Origin of the sequence: Caballeronia sp. LZ024 (assembly GCF_031451455.1) — a bacterium.
GTDB classification, from domain to species: domain Bacteria; phylum Pseudomonadota; class Gammaproteobacteria; order Burkholderiales; family Burkholderiaceae; genus Caballeronia; species Caballeronia telluris.
Genome location: NZ_JARUXL010000001.1, coordinates 1,058,971 through 1,078,961 on the forward strand (window position 1 = coordinate 1,058,971; position 19,991 = coordinate 1,078,961).

Below are 19,991 nucleotides of genomic sequence, written 5' to 3' on the forward strand. Positions count from 1 at the left end.
GGCGCCGTTTTCAATGCGGCGGAATCATCCACGTCAGCACGTTCTGCTGCAGCCACACGAGCACGCCGAGCAGTACCGTCAGCAGGATCGAATGCTTGAAGGTGCGCGAGAAAACCAGTCCTTCCTGACCTTTCAGATCGGTCGTTGCGACACCCGTCGAGATGTTTTGCGGCGAGATCATCTTGCCCATCACGCCGCCGGACGAATTGGTCGCCGCCATCAGCACCGGACTGAGATTCAGTTGCCGCGCCGCGACGACCTGCAGATTGCCGAAGAGCGCGTTGCCCGACGTGTCGCTGCCCGACAGGAACACCGCGACCCAACCGAGAAACGCCGACACCAGCGGAAAAAGCGCGCCCACCGACGCCACGCCGAGCCCCAGCGTGTAATTCATGCCCGAGTAGTTCATCAGATAGGCAAGTCCCACAATGGTCGCGACCGTCAGGATGGCGATGCGCGTCTGCACCCACGTATCGACGATCGCCGCGCCGTACTCCGCCGCCGGCAGCCGCACGAGGAGCGACGTGAGGATCGACGCGACCAGGATCGCCGTGCCCGTCGCGAGTGGCTGGAAGTCCCAGATCGCGCCATAAGGTGCGTTGTACAGCGTGATGTAGACGGCCTTGTCCAGACCGGGCCAGGGAATTTTCACATCGCCGATCAGGAAGATCTTGAGCACCGTCCACACGATCACCACCGCCGACACCACGATCCACGGCAGCCAGCCCTGCGCGCCGGAGAGCTGGCCGCGCGTCTGCCCGGCGCGGTCGACGTTGACTGCGAATGCGTCGTCGGGGGCGGGTTTCCAGACGCGCAGGAACGCAATCGTCACGATCAGCGAGACGAGCGAGGAGAGCACGTCGGTGAGCGCGTAACTGATGTAATTCGACGTCACGAACTGCGTGAGCGCGAACGCGCCGCCCGAGACGAGCAGCACCGGCCACACGCGCAGCATGTTGCGAAAGCCCGCGTAGATGCCGATCACATAGAAGGGCAGCGCAAGCGCGAAGAACGGCAATTGCCGGCCGACCATCTTGGCGAGCGCGTCGGTCGGCAGGTGCGTCACCGCGCCGAGCACGGTGATCGGCACGCCGAGCGCGCCGAACGCGACCGGCGCAGTATTGAAGATCAGCGTGAAAGTGAGCGCCTCGAGTGGCGGAAAGCCCAGCAGAATGAGCAGCGAACTGGTGATCGCGATCGGCGTGCCGAAACCCGAGATGCCTTCGAGCAGCGCGCCGAACGAAAAGCCGATCACGACGAGCACGATGCGCCGGTCGTTCGGGAGGTTGTCGATCATCCAGAGGCGAAACGCGTCGAAACGGCCGGAGCGCAGCGACACGTTGTAGAGCAGGATCGCGGCGAACACGATCCACATCACCGGCCAGAGCGCGAAGACGGCACCGGCGGCGATGGAGTCGAGCGCGAGGCGCAGCGGAAAATGCCAGCCCGCCACCGCGATGACGAGCCCGACGACGAGCCCCGCGAGCGACGCCTGCCACGCGGGGCGGCGCGCCCAGCCGAGCAGCACGAGCACGACGAGGATCGGCAGCGCGGCCACCACGAACGATGCCCCGAGCGAGTTAGCGATGGGCGTGAGCAACTGATGGAACATGTCGCCTCCAGGGTGTCGACTCGGGTCGTTGGCTGTCGAGTCGGGAACAGGCGCGCGTGGAGTGAAGACGTGTTCTGTGCCGTGGCTGTCCTTCGCGCCGAAACGAGCGGCCGGCGCTGTGGATGTCTTTCAGCTTAAGCAGTTGCATAACGCGCAATGACTAAGCATAGAGCGGGGATCGTGCCAGTCAAGGTGAGAATGGACGACCGCGACAACGCGCGCATGCGCTCATTCGCCGCGCAGGTCGGCGGCGAATGGCAGGCGGGTCAACCAGGAAGTCAGGTCTTCGCTTCGACGGTATCGCGTTCGACGACGGGCGCGCTGCGAAATACCCAGATCGTCAGCAGACCGAGAGAGGCGAGCATCCACAACAGGAAAAACGCGAAGGCCATCATGTCCGTCCCCTTCAGGCAAGTGTGCATGCGAGACGCCCGGCAGGCGTGGCGCAGGAACGCGCGCCGCCGCGGCGTATAAGGGAACTTTACATAGCGAAAAACGTGCCAGAACACCGCACGATGGGGCGGAAGCCTTGTGGGCAGAAGGAGGGAGGGTGCCGGACCGGAGCGAGCCGCCAGTGGAATTAAATCGTCAACGAAAAAACGTTACATCGACGATACAACTGCGCGCGGTCGGCCGCTTTTGCGTTACACCAAGGCAACATCAGGTCGCCGCCATAGTCCTGTCAGTGGCTGTGTCCCATGCCGCCGCCGCCATGCCAGCCGCTTCCGCCGCCGTGCCAGCCACCGCCACCGCCATGCCAACCGCCGCCGCCCCCGTGCCAACCTCCGTGGCCGCCCCAGCAGCAGCCTCCACCGCCCCAGTAACCGAAACCGACCGAAATCGCCGGATAGCCGTAACCGTAGTAAGCGGGGTACACGGGATAAGGATAGGTGGGGTAATACGCCGGATAGGTCGAGTACGCAACGGGCGGCTGGGCGACCACATATTGCGTCGTCGTGGCGGCCGTGGCGGGGTCGCCGGATGGCTCCGTCGTGCTTTGCGTGCCGACCGGTACTTCCCGTTGCGTATAAGCCGCGCCGACAACCGGATAAGCGGGATAGGGAGGATAGGCCGAATAGCCGTAAGGACCGACGTAATAACATCCGCTCAATGCGACAGCGCTCGCGAGCGCTGTCAACGAGAGTTTCGGATTCATGATGCTGCTCCTTTCTTGCAACTGCCTTGGGTACTGCTTCGTTCGCGCTGCGTCGAACGGGTCGGCGAAAAGAGCTTGGCGCATCGTCGGCTGCTGGCGTGAGAGAGCGGGGTGCTCGAAGCTGGATTCGGATAGTTTGGTTCATTTTAACGCTGCGGAGCGCGTTCAGATGTCGCGATCCGCAGCGCAAGACTCCGGCTTACTTGCCGACCTGGTTGCCGATCACGCCGCCGACGGCCGCGCCGCCGAGCGTCGACAGCGCGCTGCCGCCGATCACCGCGCCCGCTGCGCCGCCGACGCCCGCCCCGACCGCCGTATCGCGTTGCCGTGTAGTCATGCTGTCGCAGGCGGTAAGGCCGCCGAGCAATGCGACGACGAGAGCAGCAGCGCCGATCTGTTTGATATTTTTCATTTCGACTCTCCAATGTGTTTATCAGGGTGATGCGGCCCGGCGCGTTCGCCTTGGCAGGGTTCCCTTTTTTTATCGGGTGCCGGGCCGCCGCAGAAGACGCGATCTGCGGTGCGTCCTTGCGGCTATTCCTGTCGGAGCCATGCAGCGACTTGCGATACTGCCGGCTCAATCACCATGAAGCAGGAAAGATGCCTGTTCGCCACGTCTCGCGAACGCGCCTTCCGACGCGCTTCGAGGCGATGCTTCAGAAATGAAACAGCCCGTCGCGCATGTCGCGCGACGGGCTGTTTGTGTGCCCGGTTGGTAAACCCGGCACCGGCAACCGCGATCAGGTGCGCTGGTAAATCTCCGCGCCCTTCTTCACGAATTCGATCGCCTTGGTCTGCATGCCTTGCGTGAGCGCTTCCGTATCGGTCACGCCTTGCTTTGCCGCATAGTCGCGCACGTCCTGCGTGATCTTCATCGAGCAGAAGTGCGGGCCGCACATCGAGCAAAAATGCGCGACTTTCGCCGAATCCTTCGGCAGCGTCTCGTCGTGGAATTCGCGGGCCTTGTCCGGATCGAGGCCGAGGTTGAACTGGTCTTCCCAGCGGAACTCGAAGCGCGCCTTGGAGAGCGCGTTGTCGCGCACCTGCGCGCCCGGATGACCCTTCGCCAGATCGGCGGCGTGCGCGGCGAGCTTGTACGTGATGATGCCTTCCTTCACGTCGTCCTTGTTCGGCAGCCCGAGGTGCTCCTTCGGGGTCACGTAGCAGAGCATCGCCGTGCCGAACCAGCCGATCATCGCCGCACCGATGCCCGACGTGATGTGGTCGTAACCCGGCGCGATGTCGGTCGTGAGCGGCCCGAGCGTGTAGAACGGCGCTTCGTCGCACCACTCCAGTTGCAGGTCCATGTTCTCCTTGATGAGCTGCATCGGCACGTGGCCCGGGCCTTCGATCATCACCTGCACGTCGTGCTTCCACGCGATCTGCGTCAGTTCGCCGAGCGTCTTCAGTTCGCCGAGCTGCGCTTCGTCGTTGGCGTCGTAGATCGAGCCGGGACGCAGGCCATCGCCGAGCGAGAAGCTGACGTCGTAGGCCTTCATGATTTCGCAGATGTCCTCGAAGTGCTCGTACAGGAAGCTTTCCTTGTGATGCGCGAGACACCATTTCGCCATGATCGAGCCGCCGCGCGACACGATGCCCGTCATGCGGTTCGCGGTCAGCGGCACATATTGCAGGCGCACACCAGCGTGGATCGTGAAGTAGTCGACGCCTTGTTCCGCCTGCTCGATCAGCGTGTCGCGGAAGATTTCCCAGGTCAGGTCCTCGGCTTTGCCGTTGACCTTTTCAAGCGCCTGATAGATCGGCACCGTGCCGATCGGCACCGGCGAATTGCGGATGATCCATTCGCGCGTCTCGTGGATATGCTTGCCCGTCGAGAGGTCCATGACCGTGTCGCCGCCCCAGCGGATCGCCCAGGTCATCTTGTCGACTTCCTCGCCGATAGAAGATGTGACCGCCGAATTGCCGATGTTCGCGTTGATCTTCACGAGGAAGTTGCGGCCGATGATCATCGGCTCGCTTTCCGGGTGATTGATGTTCGCGGGGATGATCGCGCGGCCGCGCGCCACTTCCTCGCGCACGAACTCGGGTGTGATTTCCTTCAGCGCGTTCTCGCCGAACGCGGCGGCGCCGAACGCCTGGCCCGGATGCTGGCGGCCCATCATCTTCGCGAGTTTTTCGCCGTTCGGGCCGCTCGTCCGCAGCGTTTCGAGATATTCGGCGCGGCGCTGGTTCTCGCGGATCGCGATGTATTCCATTTCCGGCGTGACGATGCCCTGACGCGCGTAGTGCATCTGCGAGACGTTCTTGCCGGGAATCGCGCGGCGCGGATGGCGGTGCAGTCCGGGAAAGCGCAGTTCGGCCGTTTTCGGATCGGCGGCGCGCTCGCGGCCGAAGTCGCTCGACAGGCCGCCAAGGCTTTCCGTGTCGCCGCGCGCTTCGATCCAGCGCTGGCGCAGCGCGGGCAGGCCCGAGCGGATGTCGATTGTCGCGTCCGGGTCGGTGTACGGGCCGGATGTGTCGTAGACGTAGACCGGCGGGTTCTTCTCGCCGCCGAAGCTGTCGGGCGTATCGGACTGGGTGATTTCGCGCATCGGCACGCGGATGTCGGGCTGCGAGCCCGTCACGTAGACCTTGCGCGAATTGGGCAGCGGCGCGATGGCGGCGGCGTCGACGACGGCGTTCTCTGACAGGAACTTCGGGTTGGCATTCATGTGCTGTCTCTCCTGGGGACGGTTTTTCCAGCAAGCCGGCGGACGAACGGACGAACGCCCGGCGGCGACTGATTCAGGAGCTAAACAGGGAGGAACGAGACGGAAGGAGTTGCGGGCTTCGGAGGATGCGGGAGAGTGAGAAGAACCCTGCGCGTTGAAACCCGAACGCTTCCCTGCGCTGGCATTATCCAGATCAGGTTCAAAGGGTATTTCTCACCCACGATACGCGGGCAATCCAGCTTGGACCTTCGACGATGCAAAGTTTTCGACGGATTGCGATGCGCAGCGCAGGACCCCCGCGTTAGCAGCCGCTACGTTACACCGCACCGTGGCGTGTTGGCAACCATCTGTAACACTGCGCTTCGCGCACAGAGCGCTTACTGCATAATGGCGGGCACCGCGTTTTCCGTACTTTCCCTAGTACGCGCGGCGGTCCGTTTTTCGCCCGACATCCTTCCGCACTCCGCCATGTTGTCCTGTCTTGCCCGTCTTGCCGCGACGCCTCGTTCGCATGCGCGTCGTTCTCCGGCTGCCCGTCCCGGCGGTGTATCAGCGGGTCTGTCTGTAATTCTGGCCGAAGCGGAGTGACGGATGCCTGTCACGCAACAGCCACAGCAGCCGCAACCGCCGAAGCTGCCGTCCAGCCTGCCGTTCAATCTTCTCGACCGTTTTCCGTTCCGTTTGCCGCGGACGCAGCAGGGCCGGGTCGCGCTCGCGCTGGCCGTCGTCTATATCGTGTGGGGATCGACGTACATGGCGGTGCATCTGTCGCTCGCGTCGTTTCCGCCGCTGATGCTCTCCGGCCTGCGTAATCTTTTCGCAGGCATCGGGCTTTTTATCTTCGCGGCGCGCAAGAAGCCGATCTGGCCGACGGGCGCCGAAATCCGCAATGCGGCGATCGTCGGGACGCTGCTCGTCGGGTTGTCGAGCGGGATGCTCGCATTCGGCATGCGCACGGTCGAAACGGGAACGGCGGCCGTGATGGTCGCGACGGTGCCGCTTTTCGCGACCGTCATCGCCGCGCTCACGGGCCGCAAGATCGCAAAGGGCGAGTGGGTCGCGGTCGGGCTCGGACTGGTCGGCATCGCGCTCCTGAATCACGGCGACACCTCATCGGGGTCGACGGCCGGCAGCCTCGCCATCCTGTGCGGCGCGGTCTTCTGGGCGGGCGGGGCGCATCTCGCCGGGAAGCTCAAGCTGCCGTCCGATCTCTTCGTGTCGACGGCGCTGCAAATCGGGCTCGGCGGCACGATTTCCACGATCGTCGCCTGGTTGTCGGGGGAGCGGATCGCGAGCATCGGCTTCGTGCCGTTCGCTTCGTTTCTCTATCTGATGCTGATCGGCACGATGGCCGCCTATGTCGCGTATGGCTATCTGATCCGCCACACGAGTCCGATCATCGCGAGCAGTTGCATGTACGTGAATCCGGTCGTCGCGGTGGCGCTCGGTTCGCTGCTGCTCGGCGAAGTCATCACGCGCTGGACGGTCATCGCGACCGTCGTCATCTTGATCAGCGTCGGATTGTCGTTCTGGTTCGACTACCGGCGGCGCGGTCTCGTCTGAGGGCGCCCGCGCGGCGCGTCTGCCGACCGCGACGATGTAAGACATGGGAAATATCGCGTAAGACTTGCCGGGCCCTTTCCAGCGAACCGCACGCCGAACGTCCGGTTCGAGCAAAAACTCTAAATCACGCAAGCGCCTTGTCCCACCGGGCGCGGCGGCCAAGCCGCGCTTCGTCCTCGTCCACAGCGGCACATCAGTTGCTCAATGTCGGCACCCATCCGGCGCCGTGCGCATGCGCATCCGTCGAACGGTGCCCCGGGGAAGAAAAGCGGGCTGGTCCCACGCGTTTCACCGAACGCGCGACGGCCCGACATAACGATCAACATCAATCGATAATAAAGGTGAAGACATGAAGCTCATCCGCACCGTGACCGCGCTTGCCTGTGCCGCATCGATCCTTTCCGCCTGCGGCGGCAGCTCAGACGACGTCGGCAAGGAACTCGGCGTCACGCCACCCGAAGTCCATTTCATCCACGCCATTCCGAGCGCACCGAACGTCGACTTCTATAACAACGGTCACGTCCTGCAGGCGAACCTCGCCTACAAGGCCGTCACGAACTTCGCCACGATCAACACTGGCGCCCAGACCTTCTCCTACGCGGCCGTCAACACGACGACGCAACTCGCCACCGACTCGACCATCACCAACGCCGCGAAGGGCCACGAGTACACCGTGATCGCGCTGCCGGACGCGGGCTTCCTGCCGTCGATCGCCGTCATCGACGATCCGTTCGACAAGGGCCTGCTGTCGACGAACGCACGCGTGCGGGGTTTCAACGCGTCGGCGAATGCACAGAATCTCGACCTCTATCTCGTGGCGCCGGGCACCAGCATCGGCGCGATCAGCCCGACGATGGCCGGCGTGGCGTACAAGAATGCCGTCCCGGCGACGACCCAGGATTCGCTGTACGTCTCCGGCGGAACCTATCAACTGATCGCGACGCTGCCGGGATCGAAGACGCCGGTCTACACGTCCGCGTCGTTCAACCTCGGCAACAACGCAGACTGGCTCGTGACGACGCTGCCCGCCGGCAACGCGCTTTCGCAAGTGGTTCCCAACAAGATTCGCCTGCTCGTCGCGCAGGGCGGCAACACGCAGACGCCCGCGATCGAATTGCCCGACACGCAGTAACGCAGGAAAACGCGCGACGCGGATCGCGCCGGGAAGCACAAAGGCCTTCGCGACAGCGAAGGCCTTTGTTTTTCATGTCACGCGAAACTGCTGCAACAGACGGTCGAAAAAAAGCCCGCCGCTAGAAGCGACGGGCCGACAGGTAACGATGTGGACTGCGCTGCGCGGCAGCCCGCGCGGTCGCGATCCTTACTTGTGTTCTTCAGCGGAGTTCGAGATGGCCTGGCCGCCCTTCGAAATATCCTGGCCCGCGCCGGACATGGTATTGCAGCCCGCGAGGGCAGCCGTGCCAGCGATCAGCAACAAAGCGATGAGTCGAGTCATGAGTGTTCCCCTAGCAGTTGGAGATGCGCGAGCGGAGCGTCCGCGCATCGTTGTTGAGTTCGCCCTGCGCGTCGCGCAGAGTCATTCTGTCCGAACCATCATAAAGAAAGCATGATGCGCAGGCTGTAGGCGTGCGCGTGTTTTTCACGTCAGCCGGTTCCGCTATTGATGTCGGCGTCCTCCTACGCGAGCGGAATGCCCGTGTCCAGCGAAGCCGTGTGCTTCGCGTCCGTGCGCTCGCGCGGCAAGGTCGCGCGGATGCTCGTGCCGTGCGGCACGCGCGGTTCGATCTCGATGCGGCCGCCACGCGCGGACACGCGCTGGCGCATGCCGAGCAGACCATGCGTGTGCGTGCGCTTCAGATCCTGCGCACGGATGCCGACGCCGTCGTCGGCGATATGCAGCGACACGCGTTCGGCATCGAGCGTCAGCGCAATCTCGATGCCGCTTGCGCGCGCATACTTCGCCGCGTTGGTGAGCGACTCCTGCGCGACCCGAAAGAGCGCGATCTCGATTTCGTCGCCGAGCTTCACGTCGCTCTCCGGCAGCTTGAGTTCGACGGTCCAGCCGTTGCGCTGCGCCGCTTCGTCGGCGAGCGTGGAAAGGGCGGTGACGAGCCCGAAGTTCGCGAGCACGGTCGGCCGCATGTCTTCGATGATCCGGCGCTTGAGCGCGATGCCCTGATCGAGGTTCGCGAGCGCGCGCGCGAGCTTCTCGGCCATCGCGGGTTCCGTGTGCTTCAGCTTGCCGTTGACCCACGCGACATCCATCTTGCTCGCGGTCAGGATCGAGCCGAGTTCGTCGTGAAGCTCGCGTGCGAGCTCGGTTTTTTCGTTCTCGCTCACCGACTGCAAGTGCCACGCGAGCGCTTCGAGCTGACGCGTGCGCTCGAACACGAGCTGATCGAGTTCCTCCTGCTGCGTGATGAGCTTTTTCTGCACGCGATCCTGCTTGTCCAGTTGAATTCCCAGATTGCGGAACAGCAGCAGGAACAACACGATGTTGAGCGCACACAGCGCGCCGACGCAGAACGTCGAGATGCGCTGGTCGGCGCGGCTCGAATCGAGTGCGTGCTGCGCGCGGCGCTCCTCCGTCAGGCGCAGGAGCGCCAGCGTGCTTTCCAGGATCTCGCCGCCTTCGGGCGTCTTGAGCGCGCGCGCGCGGGCGTCGTCGGTGGCGATCGCAGGGTTCGACAGCGTCGCGAGCCCGGCGGCGATCTGCGCATCAACCGCGCCGCTCACCTGCGCGAAGCTGGCGAGCGCAGTGTCGTCGGCCTTGCGGTGGTAGTAGCCGTCGAGCGACGCGATGATCCGGCGAATCCGTGCCGTCGCCTGCGCGAAATGCGCGGCGTACCCGGCACGCGACGCCTCGGGGGCGAGCGCGAAGGCGCGTTCGTCGGCGGCGAGCGTCGCGATCTCGGCGGCGAGTTCGGTCAGTTGCGTGGTGGCACCCTTCGCGTCGAGCGCGACTTCGTATTCGGCGGCGATGCGCATGCGGCCCGACTCCAGCACGACGAGCCCGCCGACCGTAATGACGATCGCGACCGTCATCGCGACTGCCCAGCTAAAGCGGCGCATGAAGTCGTTCAGACGAGCGACGCGTCCCGGATTGCCCCGCTTTTGCGCCGATGCCTGCCGGATTCCGGCGGACGGTATTGCCTTGTTCATGTGACTTTTTTCGTCGTAGTGGGCGTGAACCGGGGCCTGCGTGCGCGGCGAGCGCACGGTAAGGCCCGTTGAAAGCGCTTGTCAGTGGATTCCCACAGCAAAAAAGGCGCCAGCCCGGATGCGCCGGCATGCCGACGCCGTTACCATCCAAGAGCCAGTCAAACTTTCACACGGGGAACGATCATGTTGAAGTGGGCTTTGTTTTTCGCGATCGTGGCCGTGATCGCCGGTCTCCTGGGCTTTACCGGCATCGCCGCGGGCGCCGCCAGCATCGCGAAATTCCTGTTCGTGCTGTTCCTGATCCTGTGCGTGGTTTTCCTCGTGCTTGGATTCGTCGTTACCAAGAAAATAGTCGATTAGCGACGCGCTGATCGTCCGGGCGGTCCGCGCTCGTGCTGTTTTGCGCCGGCCGCTCCCTGAATATTCCGAGTCGCCTTCTTTTCGACGCTGACGGGTGCTTGACGCCATGCTGGGACGGCGTGTCTGCGGGCCGGATGCGCCCGGGCGCGCTGTCGCCGCCGACGACGTCCGGACCCGGTTTCATACCTCAAGGAGGGTCGCCATGCTTCATTACGCCGCTGTTTTTTTCGTGATCGCGATCATCGCGGCCGTGTTCGGTTTTACGGGCATCGCCGCGGGCGCGGCTGAAATCGCGAAGATCCTGTTCTACATTTTTCTCGTGGTGTTCGTGGTCACGCTGCTGCTCGGCGTCTTCCGGACCTGACGCGGATCGTCACGGCGCGATATCGCGTGCGTTGCATACCGGGCACGCCGCGTGCTCGGGTGCCGACGATCGACGCGATAAGTTGACGCCACACACGTCGCGATGCGCCGCCAGCCGGCGCCCGATGTCAAACCACACCACTTTGCCAGGAGCAATCAAATGTCGAAATCGTCTGCTGCAAAAGCCGAGCCGGGTCAGTCGAAGGACCCGTTCGTCCTGGATGTCGAAAAGATTCGCGCCGATGCGCGCCAGCACATGGACGAAGGTCCTGTCACGGCGACTTACGGCGCCGACCGCGAAGTCGTGCTGAAACTCCTGAACGACGCGCTCGCCACCGAAATCGTCTGCACGTTGCGCTACAAGCGCCACTATTTCATGGCGAAGGGCATTCACTCGGAAGCCGTCGCGACCGAATTCGCCGAGCATGCCGCCGAGGAGCAGGAACACGCCGATACGCTCGCCGAGCGCATCGTCCAGCTGGGCGGCGAGCCGAATTTCGCGCCGGACAGCCTGAAGTCGCGCTCGCATTCGGAATACAAGGAAGGGTCGGATCTCATCGACATGATTCGCGAGAACCTGATCGCCGAGCGCATCGCCATCGACACCTATCGTGAAATCATCCGCTATCTCGGCGAGAAGGACGTGACGACGCGGCGCATCTTCGAGGACATCCTCGCCGTCGAGGAAGAACACGCCGACGACATGGCCGACCTGCTCGAAGGCCGCAATGGCTGATCGCGTGGCGCGCGCCGGCCGCGCGGTTGCGAGGTCGGCGTGGGATGATTTTTCTACGCGCGGACGGCGCACATGATTCGAGTGTTGATAGCGGACGATCACGCGATCGTCCGGAGCGGGTTCAGGCAGTTCGTCGCCGACGAACCCGACATGGAGGTCGCGGCGGAAGCCGCGACCGGCGACGAAACCATCGCGCTCGTTCGGGCCGGCGCGTTCGACGTGGTGCTGCTCGACATCGCGATGCCCGACAAGAACGGCATCGACACGCTGCGCGTCATCAAGCAGCTTCGGCCGGAGCAGGGCGTGCTGATGCTCTCGGGCTTTCCCGAGAGCCAGTACGCAATCAACCTGCTGCGCGCGGGTGCGAACGGCTATCTCAACAAGGACGCGGCGCCCGACGAGATAGTGCGCGCGATCCGCACGGTGGCGCGCGGGCATCGCTATCTGTCGGAATTCATCGCCGATGCGCTCGCCGACAAGCTGGAGAAGCCCGCAGCCGAGCGGCCGCACGAAACGCTCTCGGAACGCGAGTTCCAGATCTTCTGCAAGCTCGCCGGCGGGCGGATTCCGACCGAGATTGCCGAGGAGCTGCATTTGTCGGTGAAGACGGTCAGCACGTATCGCGCGCGGGTTCTGGAGAAGATGCGGCTGTCGAACAACGCCGATCTCACGTACTACGCGATCAAGAACGGTTTGATCGAGTAACCGGCTGCCTTTTAGCGGATCACATGAGGAGGCGCCCGCCGTGGGCCACCAGACGACCATCGACGATGCCGGAGCGCGCGAGGCCAAACGGCCCTTGCGGGTGCTCCTGATCGAGGATTCGCCGCTCATCCGGCGCAGCCTCGTCGAGGCGATCGATGCGTCCGGCCAGCTGCGCGTGACCGCCTACGCCGATTCGCCCGACGAAGCCATTGCGCTCTTGTCGGCGCAATCGTTCGACGCGGTGATCGTCGACTTGCAGTTGAAGCGCGGCTCGGGCATCGAAGTGCTGGCGTATCTGCAGGCGCGCGGGCTCGTCGAGACGTCGTTTGCGTGCGTGCTCACGAATCACGCGCTGCCGGCCTATCGCGAGCGCTGCCTGCGATACGGCGTGCGTCACTTCTTCGATAAATCACTCGAATTCGACCGCGTGATCGACGCGCTGCACGACTATGCGCGCGAGCGGGCGTAACGCGTCGTCCTGACGCCGGCGACTCGTTACATCGCTGGAAGTCGATGCCCTTTCAGGGACTTGCTTTGCCGCGACGGCCCGGTTCTAATGCGAACCCCGAGGCTCCGCCGCGTCCGCAGGCGATGCTTCCATATCGACTTCCATCCATCACACATGAAACGCGTTTTGCTTCTTGGCCTGTGTCTGTCCGCCAGTTCCGCCTTCGCCGCGAACCCCGTACTGCTCGAAACGCCCGTTACCTATGCGCCTGACGCCCGCGGCGTGGAGCAGGTGAAAAGCGAATGCCGCGTCGACGACCTGTTGACGCATCACATCGGCGACGTGCTTCGCAAGCTCAACAAGGCAGGCGACGGCACCACTGCATCGCAGACCGATGCGGGCGGCGCGACCATCCTCAGAGTGCAGATCACCAATGTGTTCGGCGTCGGCGGCGGCGCGTGGAGCGGACCGAAGGCCACGACCGTGCTCGCCGATCTGCTCGAGGATGGCAAGGTGATCCGTCACACGCGGGTCAATCGCTGGTCGGTTGGCGGCATGTGGGGCGCGTTCAAGGGAACGTGTTCGATCCTCGATCGCACGGCCATCGTGATTGCAAAGGATTTGGGCCGCTGGGTGCGCGATCCGTCGTATCAGATCAAGGAAGAGGCGCCGCCGCAGGAAGCCTCCGCGCCGACTGCCCAGATCGATCCGCAAAAGGCCGAGTAACCGGGCATCAGGCAACTTGACGGTATTCGGCCTGACGGCTTCTTCGATACCGCCGCCGGCCGGTACGCGGACTCGTCGAGCATTTGGCGAATCCGGAAAGCTGGTCGCGCAGCCGTTCGCCGGGAGGCCGGCAACGCGCCGCGAAGGCTGGAACGCCGCGAAGACTGGCGTAAGCGCGCGCCGAGCTAACCCGCCTGCGACGCCGCGCCGACACCTCTTCGCCGATGGCTCCATGCCGCCAGACCGACCGCGGCCAGTCCCGCCAGAGAGACGCCGGTCCAGCCGAATGCATGCCACGCGAGCGACGCCACCGCCGATCCCAGCGCCCCGCCGATGAAGTACGCGACCATGTAGACCGTGTTCACGCGGCTGCGCGCTTCGGGCGCGAGCGCGTAGATGCGCGACTGGTTGGAAATCTGCGCGGCCTGCACGCCGATATCCAGCACGATCACGCCGATCACGAGCCCCGCGATGCTGCGCGCCGAAAACGCGAACACGACGAACGAAATGGCGACGAGCGCGATCGACAGCGAAATCACCGCGCGCGGCCCGCGCCGGTCGGCCGATTTGCCCGCGAGCGGCGCCGCGAGCGCGCCCGCCGCGCCGACGATGCCGAACAGCCCTGCCGCCTGCGGACCCATGTGGAACGGTTCGCCCGCGAGCAACAGAGTGAGCACCGACCAGAAGATGCTGAATGCCGCGAACATCGCGCCGCCCGTCAGCGAGGCTTCGCGCAATCCGCGATGCTCGGCGACGAGATGCCACATCGAGCCGAGGAGCTTCGTGTAGGACAGGGTCGACGTCGGCCGGCTCTTCGGTAGCCGGGCAATGACGACGACCGCGAGCACGATCGTCGCCACGACGGACGCGCCGAACACCGCGCGCCAGCCGAAGTACTGCGCGACGATGCCCGAGACCGTGCGCGCGAGCAGAATGCCGAGCAGCAGGCCGCTCATCACGGTGCCCACGGCATGGCCCCGTTCGGCGGCGGGCGCGAGTTCGGCGGCAAACGGTACGGCTTGCTGCGCGATCGTCGCAACCACGCCGATCGCGAGGCTCGCCGCGATCAGCACCGCGAGCGTCGGCGCCGCCATCGCGACCACGAGCGCGATGCCGAGCGCCGCAAGCTGGATCAGGATGAGAAGGCGCCGGTCGAAGCGGTCGCCGAGCGGCGCGAGAAAGAACATGCCGAGCGCGTAGCCGAGCTGCGTCGCCGCGGGCACCGCGCCGATCAGCCACGCGCTGCCGGGGAACGACGCGCGGAAGTCGTCGAGCAGCGGCTGATTGAAGTAGATGTTCGCGACCGAGATGCCCGCGATGGTTGCGAGCAGCCACAGCGTCGCGCGCGAGTAGTGTGGATGGCGCTCGTGCGCGGGGTGCTCGTTTCGGTGATCTCTTCGGTGCTCCGGTGCGGGCGTGGGCGAGGACATGGTCGTGTGCGTTTCGAGTGGCGAGGCGTGCGGCCTCGCGGTTCCTGATGAGCGGCTGGGGACACTTGCGCAGGCTCTCGCCTGAGGCGGCGCGCCTTCAGCCGAGCCGCCGATCATACTGGAGACGCTCTAGTCCTGCTCGTCGTAGTGCCGCGGGCCGTCGGCCTGGTCGACGCTCAGGTAATGCGTGACGAGTCCGCGTTCTTGTGTGTGCAGATGCCGTGCGAAGCCGGGCGGCTCCCTCACGCAGGCGGCCGGGCCGTCGTCGCGCAGTTCGGGTGCGACCTGATGCGCGGTCGACGGCGCGCACCACGCGATCGTGCCGCCGAAGCGCCCGACGATCGTCCGGTGCAGGTGTCCGCACAGCACGCGCTCCACGTTCGGATGCGCGCGCACGAGGGTTTCGAGGCGGGCGGCGTCGGCGGGGTCGAGCCGGACGTCGTCCATGAAGCGGACGCCCGTCGCGAACGGCGGATGATGCAGCGCGATCAGAACCGGCATCGCGCGAGCACGGTCGAGTTCCTCCACGAGCGACGCGAGGCGCGCGCCGCAGAGGCGGCCGGCATCGTTGCCGGGGTCCATCGTGTCGAGCGCGATGATGCGCACGCCTTCGATGTCGAAGGCGTACTGGATGAATTCGTCGCCCGCCGAGAGTTCCTTTTGTTCGGGGAAAACCGCGCGCAGGGCGTCGCGGTCGTCGTGATTGCCGACCATCGGGAACCACGGCATCGCGAGCGGGGCGGCGTGCGTAGCTGCATCCTTATCGAAACGCGGCGGGGCGCCTGGCGGGTTTGCTTATCCGCATGCCTCCGTGGTGCCTCGTGCGCGATGGATGGACCGGCAGCGAACCGGGGGTGCGGTTTCCCCGCGCAACGGGGGTGCTCGCGCCAAGGCGATCTGTCTACACTTTCGGCACAGATGGAGTCGTCGAGACAGGAGGTCCGCCATGACGCCCGTTGCGCTTTACATCACCCCCAACTACATCGCGTCCGTTCGAACCGGCAGAGGCCGCGCCTGCTTCGAAGGCACCGTGCGGTTCATCGACGTCGATGCGCTGCCGTTCAACATCGAGCATGTGTGCATCATCGATCGCGATACGGCGATCGAAGCGCTGTTCGACGCCGTGAGGGATGCGGAGAGATTGCTCAGGGCGGTTTGATGGCGCGGGGCGGGGAGGGCAGGATCTGAAGGGAAGGAAAGGCGATTGCTGCGGCTCGAGATTCGCCGGGATTCATTTTTCTGGTGCCGGGGACCGGACTTGAACCGGCAAGCCGTGAGGCGGCGGATTTTAAGTCCGCTATGTTTACCAATTTCATCACCCCGGCGGGGCGGACGCGATTCTACCATCGCGGCGCCGCGCGGCAAAAGCCGCCCCAGTCGGGACATCAGGCGAGACGACGGCCCGGCGATTTCGAATCGGCCGGTTCCGCCTACGGACCGCCAGACACAAAAAAAGCCCAAAACTCCGACGAGGAACTGGGCAAAAGCCGCCGGCAAGGCCAGCGGCGGAGGTCTTTATTCAATAGAACGAGCTTCGTTTCATGCCTGAAGCGATGATTCGAACGATGCCGACCTTGACACTCCGTTCGCCGTGCCGCCTTCGATTACTGACCGAAATACACCGGCTGGGCCGTAGCCGGCGTCGTCACGCGGCCCGACTGCGCGGAGCCGCCGGCCGATGCGCCGTAGCTCGACTGCACGACGTCGTTCTGAGCGATCACGCGCGATTGTGCGGCCTGCAGGTTCGCGGGATAGTTCGCATCGCTTGCGTTCGGGTTGTAGCCGGCCTGTTCCAGTTGTACGAGTTCGGCGCGGACCTGAGCGCGGGTCAGCGGTGCGTTCGACTGAGCGAACGAAGCCACCGGAGCAGCGAGGGTGGCAGCGACAACAACGGCTTGAATGAGCGATTTCATGATTGATTACCTCCAAATGGTGTTTTCTTTGCTGTGAACATCCTTGTTCGCCAGCCAGTGATTGCATTGTAGATAGTTGATTAAGAACGTTTAAGCGGTCGATTTGCGAATCATTCTTGCGAATTCTGTAAGAATTCAGTCGTTGCGACGCAGGCGTGCTAGGCTCGATGCCTGATCGTCAACCAGTTGCCAACATGCCTTCCGCCATCCGCATCGGCCTGATTTCGGATACGCACAATCTCGTGCGCCCTGAAGCGCTCGCGGCGCTCGAAGGCTGCGAGCACATCGTCCACGCCGGCGATATCTGCCGCCCGGCAGTCCTCGATACGCTCGCGGCCCTCGCGCCGATCACGGTCGTGCGTGGCAACAACGATTCGAGCGAGCGCATCGACGAGCTGCCGGAACACACGACGCTCGATATCGGCGGGGCGAAGATTTTCGTCGTCCACGATATCGCCGACGTGCCGCGCGATCTCGCGGGGATCGACGTCGTCGTGACGGGGCATTCGCACAAGCCGCTCATCGAGCGACGCGCCGGCGTGCTGTTCGTGAATCCGGGCAGCGCGGGTCCGAGGCGCTTCAAATTGCCCGTCACGGTGGCGCTGCTCACGATCGAACACGGCCACATCGACGCGCGCATCGTGCCGCTGATCGACTAGCGGTGCAGCGAGAACCGGACGCAAAAAAGCCGGCGCGATTTCTCGCGCCGGCTTCGCATCGATCATGCATCCATCAAGCTTCGATCACGCCCGCACCGCGCCTTCCGGAAACCGCTCGTCGTCCATTGCGGCGGCTTCGCGCGCGCCGCGCAGCACCGCATGCGCTTCCGCACGCGAGCCGACAGCGGGCGGCGAGCCCTTCAGCGGTTTCTTCGCGGTCTCATGCAGCGCGAGCACCGACACGATCCCGATCACCGACGCACCCATCAGGTAATACGCGGGCATCATCAGGTTGCCGGTGGCATCGACGAGCCACGCGGTCACGAGCGGCGTCGTCCCGCCGAAGAGCGACACCGAGACATTGAAACCGATCGCGAGCGCGCCGTAGCGGATTTTCGTCGGAAAGAGCGCCGGCAGCGACGACGGCATCACGCCCGTAAAGCACGACAGCATCACGCCGAGAATCATCATGCCGCTGAAGATCGGCAGGATCGTGCCCATGCGGATCAGTTCGAGCGCCGGAATCGACAGCACCAGAAGACCCACGCAGCCCGCGAGCATCACGGGCTTGCGGCCGATCTTGTCCGACAGGTGCCCCGCGAACAGCGTCATCGGCATCATCAGCACCATCACGACGAGCACGATGAAAAGACCATGCGTCTCGTTGAACTTGAGCGTCGCCGAGAGATAGCTCGGCAGGTACGACAGCGCCATGTAGTCGGTCACGTTGAAGATCAGCACGAGGCCGATACATTGCAGCATCGGCTTCCACTGCTTCATCAGGGTGTCGCGGAATTGCTGCTTGGGCGTCGCGTGCGCTTCGGATTCGCGCTTGTCGGCCTCGCGCTGGAACGCGGGCGTCTCTTCGAGCTTCATCCGGATGTAGAGCCCGATCAGCCCGAGCGGCCCGGCGACCAGAAACGGAATGCGCCAGCCCCACGAGAGCAGCGACTCTTGCGAGAGCGTGGCCGTCAGCACCGCGACGACGCCCGCGCCCAGCACGTACCCAACCAGCGTGCCGAATTCGAGGAAGCTCGACATGAAGCCGCGCTTCTTGTCCGGCGAGAATTCGGCGATGAAGGTCGCCGCGCCGCCGTATTCGCCGCCCGTCGAGAAGCCTTGCAAGAGACGCGCGACGAGCAGGAGGATCGGCGCGAAGATGCCGATCGAACCGTAGCTCGGAATCAGGCCGATACAGAACGTGCCGATCGCCATCATGATCATCGTCATCGCGAGGACGCGCTTCCTGCCGATGCGATCGCCGAGCGGCCCGAACACCATGCCGCCGAGCGGACGCACGAGGAACGCCGCGGCGAACGTGCCGAAGGTGGCGAGCAGCTGCGCGGTCGGATTGCTCGACGGGAAGAACACCTTGCCGAGCGTCACGGCGATGTAGCTGTAGACGCCGAAGTCGAACCATTCCATCGCGTTGCCGATCGCCATGGCGCCGACCGCGCGCTTCAGGAGCGATTGATCGACGATGGTGATGTCGTCGAGACTCGGCTGGGCTTGCCGGTCATGGTGATCGTGATGGTCGCTTTTGCGCCAGAGGCCGTCACGTACTTCATGTAGGGCGGACATGGGTAGGAGTTCTCCTTGTTCAATGCCGGCGGTGCGTCCCGAACCTTGCAAGCGCGGTCGAAAACGCGGCCGGCGCGCCCGATGGGGCGCGGATTGCCAGGAAAGCGCCATTCGAAATGCAGTTTCGCGACGGTGCCGAAGGCGGGTCGCGCAGTCGCGGGTGTCGCCGCAGGGCTTTGCCGCGACGCTCACCGCGCAACAACGCGGCGACGAAGAAAATGGCAAAGCCGGTGCATCGCGGCGAGGGTCGCGAAAGTGCACTCGTGAAAACAGCGCGAGTTTGACGAAGCGGACGGCGAACCCGGGAGTTGCCGCGGTGTGGGCCGCGTCGTCGACGATGAAAAGCGGATACGAAAAAGGGCCGGCGTGACACCAGGACCGACGAGCCTTTTTGTATGAAACAGTCACGGATCGCAGCGTGCCGGGCATTTTGATTGCCGAGGCGCGTGCGCGTGAATCAGGGTGAATTGCTGTTTGAACGAAGCAGATAATAACACGTTGACTGACGAAGCGCAAACCGCCGGGCTTTCGGGCTATATCAAAAACGCTCGAATGCCTTATCTCATAAAGGATTGCGGCGATTGCTGGGCGTTCGTTCAACGCCGCATTTGCCCAAGAAAAAACCGACCGCGAGGGGTCGGTTTTGTGAGCTTGCCGTGTGCGCTTTCAGCTTTGCGGCGGCACGTAGCCCGACGCGGTATCGGCGCCTTCGCCGAAGAAATATTTCTCGGTCTGCTTGAGCAGATACTGGCGCGCGCGCGGATCGGCCATGTTCAGGCGGTTTTCGTTGATCAGCATGGTCTGCTGCTTCAGCCAGCCCTGCCACGCCTCTTTCGAGACCGTCTCGTAGATCCGCTTGCCGAGTTCGCCCGGCAGCGGCGGAAAGTCGAGTCCTTCGGCTTCCTTGCCGAGCTTCGCGCATTGAACCATTCGGGCCATCGTGT

Annotated in this window: 22 protein-coding genes, 1 tRNA gene and 1 riboswitch; of the genes, 10 read left to right on the forward strand and 13 right to left on the reverse strand. The window is 64.2% G+C overall.

Going from position 1 to position 19,991, the window contains the following annotated elements:
- Positions 1 to 10: 10 nt before the first annotated feature.
- The 5 genes from QCE48_RS04745 to thiC all read right to left on the reverse strand — a co-directional run bounded on the left by QCE48_RS04745 (position 11) and on the right by thiC (position 5,440).
- Positions 11 to 1,612, reverse strand: a complete 1,602-nt coding sequence (locus QCE48_RS04745) for an L-lactate permease (RefSeq protein WP_309785855.1) — start codon at positions 1,610 to 1,612, stop codon at positions 11 to 13.
- Between the two features lie 278 nt (positions 1,613 to 1,890).
- Positions 1,891 to 2,034 (reverse strand): hypothetical protein, encoded by a 144-nt coding sequence (locus QCE48_RS04750; protein ID WP_309785854.1) that lies wholly within the window; start codon positions 2,032 to 2,034, stop codon positions 1,891 to 1,893.
- A 260-nt stretch (positions 2,035 to 2,294) separates the two neighbouring features.
- Positions 2,295 to 2,768 (reverse strand): hypothetical protein, encoded by a 474-nt coding sequence (locus tag QCE48_RS04755; protein ID WP_309785853.1) that lies wholly within the window; start codon positions 2,766 to 2,768, stop codon positions 2,295 to 2,297.
- A gap of 199 nt (positions 2,769 to 2,967) precedes the next feature.
- A complete protein-coding gene (locus tag QCE48_RS04760) occupies positions 2,968 to 3,180 on the reverse strand; it encodes a glycine zipper 2TM domain-containing protein (protein WP_087628917.1) in 213 nt (70 codons plus the stop codon).
- A gap of 328 nt (positions 3,181 to 3,508) precedes the next feature.
- On the reverse strand, positions 3,509 to 5,440 hold the full coding sequence (thiC, locus tag QCE48_RS04765; RefSeq protein ID WP_309785852.1) for a phosphomethylpyrimidine synthase ThiC: 1,932 nt from the start codon (positions 5,438 to 5,440) through the stop codon (positions 3,509 to 3,511).
- A gap of 152 nt (positions 5,441 to 5,592) precedes the next feature.
- Positions 5,593 to 5,748, reverse strand: a riboswitch (TPP riboswitch).
- A 283-nt stretch (positions 5,749 to 6,031) separates the two neighbouring features.
- Here thiC and QCE48_RS04770 point away from each other — a divergent pair.
- Both QCE48_RS04770 and QCE48_RS04775 read left to right on the forward strand, forming a co-directional pair.
- Positions 6,032 to 7,003: an EamA family transporter gene (locus tag QCE48_RS04770; RefSeq protein WP_309785851.1), complete on the forward strand. Its 972-nt coding sequence runs from the start codon at positions 6,032 to 6,034 to the stop codon at positions 7,001 to 7,003.
- A 349-nt stretch (positions 7,004 to 7,352) separates the two neighbouring features.
- A complete protein-coding gene (locus QCE48_RS04775) occupies positions 7,353 to 8,135 on the forward strand; it encodes a DUF4397 domain-containing protein (RefSeq protein ID WP_309785850.1) in 783 nt (260 codons plus the stop codon).
- Between the two features lie 189 nt (positions 8,136 to 8,324).
- Here QCE48_RS04775 and QCE48_RS04780 read toward each other — a convergent pair whose 3' ends face one another.
- Together QCE48_RS04780 and QCE48_RS04785 are read right to left on the reverse strand one after the other, a co-directional pair.
- Positions 8,325 to 8,459 carry an entericidin A/B family lipoprotein gene (locus QCE48_RS04780; protein ID WP_087628913.1) on the reverse strand — a complete coding sequence of 45 codons (135 nt, stop codon included), beginning with the start codon at positions 8,457 to 8,459 and terminating at the stop codon, positions 8,325 to 8,327.
- A gap of 182 nt (positions 8,460 to 8,641) precedes the next feature.
- A complete protein-coding gene (locus QCE48_RS04785) occupies positions 8,642 to 10,126 on the reverse strand; it encodes a sensor histidine kinase (protein WP_309785849.1) in 1,485 nt (494 codons plus the stop codon).
- A 183-nt stretch (positions 10,127 to 10,309) separates the two neighbouring features.
- Between QCE48_RS04785 and QCE48_RS04790 the strand changes: the two genes are divergently transcribed.
- From QCE48_RS04790 to QCE48_RS04815, 6 genes are all read left to right on the forward strand, one after another.
- The gene (locus QCE48_RS04790) at positions 10,310 to 10,486 is read left to right on the forward strand and encodes a DUF1328 family protein (protein ID WP_116561867.1); all 177 of its coding nucleotides are present in this window, start codon (positions 10,310 to 10,312) and stop codon (positions 10,484 to 10,486) included.
- Between the two features lie 202 nt (positions 10,487 to 10,688).
- Positions 10,689 to 10,850, forward strand: a complete 162-nt coding sequence (locus QCE48_RS04795; RefSeq protein WP_040048814.1) for a DUF1328 domain-containing protein — start codon at positions 10,689 to 10,691, stop codon at positions 10,848 to 10,850.
- 159 nt (positions 10,851 to 11,009) lie between these two features.
- A complete protein-coding gene (locus QCE48_RS04800) occupies positions 11,010 to 11,585 on the forward strand; it encodes a ferritin-like domain-containing protein (protein ID WP_309785848.1) in 576 nt (191 codons plus the stop codon).
- 72 nt (positions 11,586 to 11,657) lie between these two features.
- A complete protein-coding gene (locus QCE48_RS04805; protein ID WP_309785847.1) occupies positions 11,658 to 12,290 on the forward strand; it encodes a response regulator transcription factor in 633 nt (210 codons plus the stop codon).
- A gap of 40 nt (positions 12,291 to 12,330) precedes the next feature.
- On the forward strand, positions 12,331 to 12,759 hold the full coding sequence (locus QCE48_RS04810) for a response regulator transcription factor (RefSeq protein ID WP_309785846.1): 429 nt from the start codon (positions 12,331 to 12,333) through the stop codon (positions 12,757 to 12,759).
- A gap of 153 nt (positions 12,760 to 12,912) precedes the next feature.
- On the forward strand, positions 12,913 to 13,464 hold the full coding sequence (locus tag QCE48_RS04815; protein WP_309785845.1) for a hypothetical protein: 552 nt from the start codon (positions 12,913 to 12,915) through the stop codon (positions 13,462 to 13,464).
- A gap of 185 nt (positions 13,465 to 13,649) precedes the next feature.
- Here QCE48_RS04815 and QCE48_RS04820 read toward each other — a convergent pair whose 3' ends face one another.
- Positions 13,650 to 15,011: an MFS transporter gene (locus tag QCE48_RS04820; RefSeq protein ID WP_404982760.1), complete on the reverse strand. Its 1,362-nt coding sequence runs from the start codon at positions 15,009 to 15,011 to the stop codon at positions 13,650 to 13,652.
- Between the two features lie 12 nt (positions 15,012 to 15,023).
- Entirely contained in the window at positions 15,024 to 15,623 is a 600-nt protein-coding gene (locus QCE48_RS04825) for a phosphodiesterase (protein ID WP_404982759.1), read from the reverse strand.
- A gap of 217 nt (positions 15,624 to 15,840) precedes the next feature.
- On the opposite strand from QCE48_RS04825, the gene QCE48_RS04830 reads away from it, so the two are divergent.
- Positions 15,841 to 16,053 carry a hypothetical protein gene (locus tag QCE48_RS04830; protein WP_062636621.1) on the forward strand — a complete coding sequence of 71 codons (213 nt, stop codon included), beginning with the start codon at positions 15,841 to 15,843 and terminating at the stop codon, positions 16,051 to 16,053.
- Between the two features lie 81 nt (positions 16,054 to 16,134).
- Here QCE48_RS04830 and QCE48_RS04835 read toward each other — a convergent pair.
- Positions 16,135 to 16,219 (reverse strand) — tRNA-Leu (locus tag QCE48_RS04835).
- Positions 16,220 to 16,498: 279 nt separating this feature from the next.
- On the reverse strand, positions 16,499 to 16,807 hold the full coding sequence (locus tag QCE48_RS04840; RefSeq protein WP_309785843.1) for a DUF4148 domain-containing protein: 309 nt from the start codon (positions 16,805 to 16,807) through the stop codon (positions 16,499 to 16,501).
- A gap of 194 nt (positions 16,808 to 17,001) precedes the next feature.
- On the opposite strand from QCE48_RS04840, the gene QCE48_RS04845 reads away from it, so the two are divergent.
- Positions 17,002 to 17,466, forward strand: a complete 465-nt coding sequence (locus tag QCE48_RS04845; protein WP_309785842.1) for a metallophosphoesterase family protein — start codon at positions 17,002 to 17,004, stop codon at positions 17,464 to 17,466.
- An 84-nt stretch (positions 17,467 to 17,550) separates the two neighbouring features.
- Here QCE48_RS04845 and proP read toward each other — a convergent pair whose 3' ends face one another.
- Together proP and QCE48_RS04855 are read right to left on the reverse strand one after the other, a co-directional pair.
- On the reverse strand, positions 17,551 to 19,047 hold the full coding sequence (gene proP, locus QCE48_RS04850) for a glycine betaine/L-proline transporter ProP (RefSeq protein WP_309785841.1): 1,497 nt from the start codon (positions 19,045 to 19,047) through the stop codon (positions 17,551 to 17,553).
- Positions 19,048 to 19,713: 666 nt separating this feature from the next.
- Complete coding sequence (locus tag QCE48_RS04855) at positions 19,714 to 19,986, reverse strand: oxidative damage protection protein (protein WP_062636188.1); 273 nt, start codon at positions 19,984 to 19,986, stop codon at positions 19,714 to 19,716.
- Positions 19,987 to 19,991: the final 5 nt, after the last annotated feature.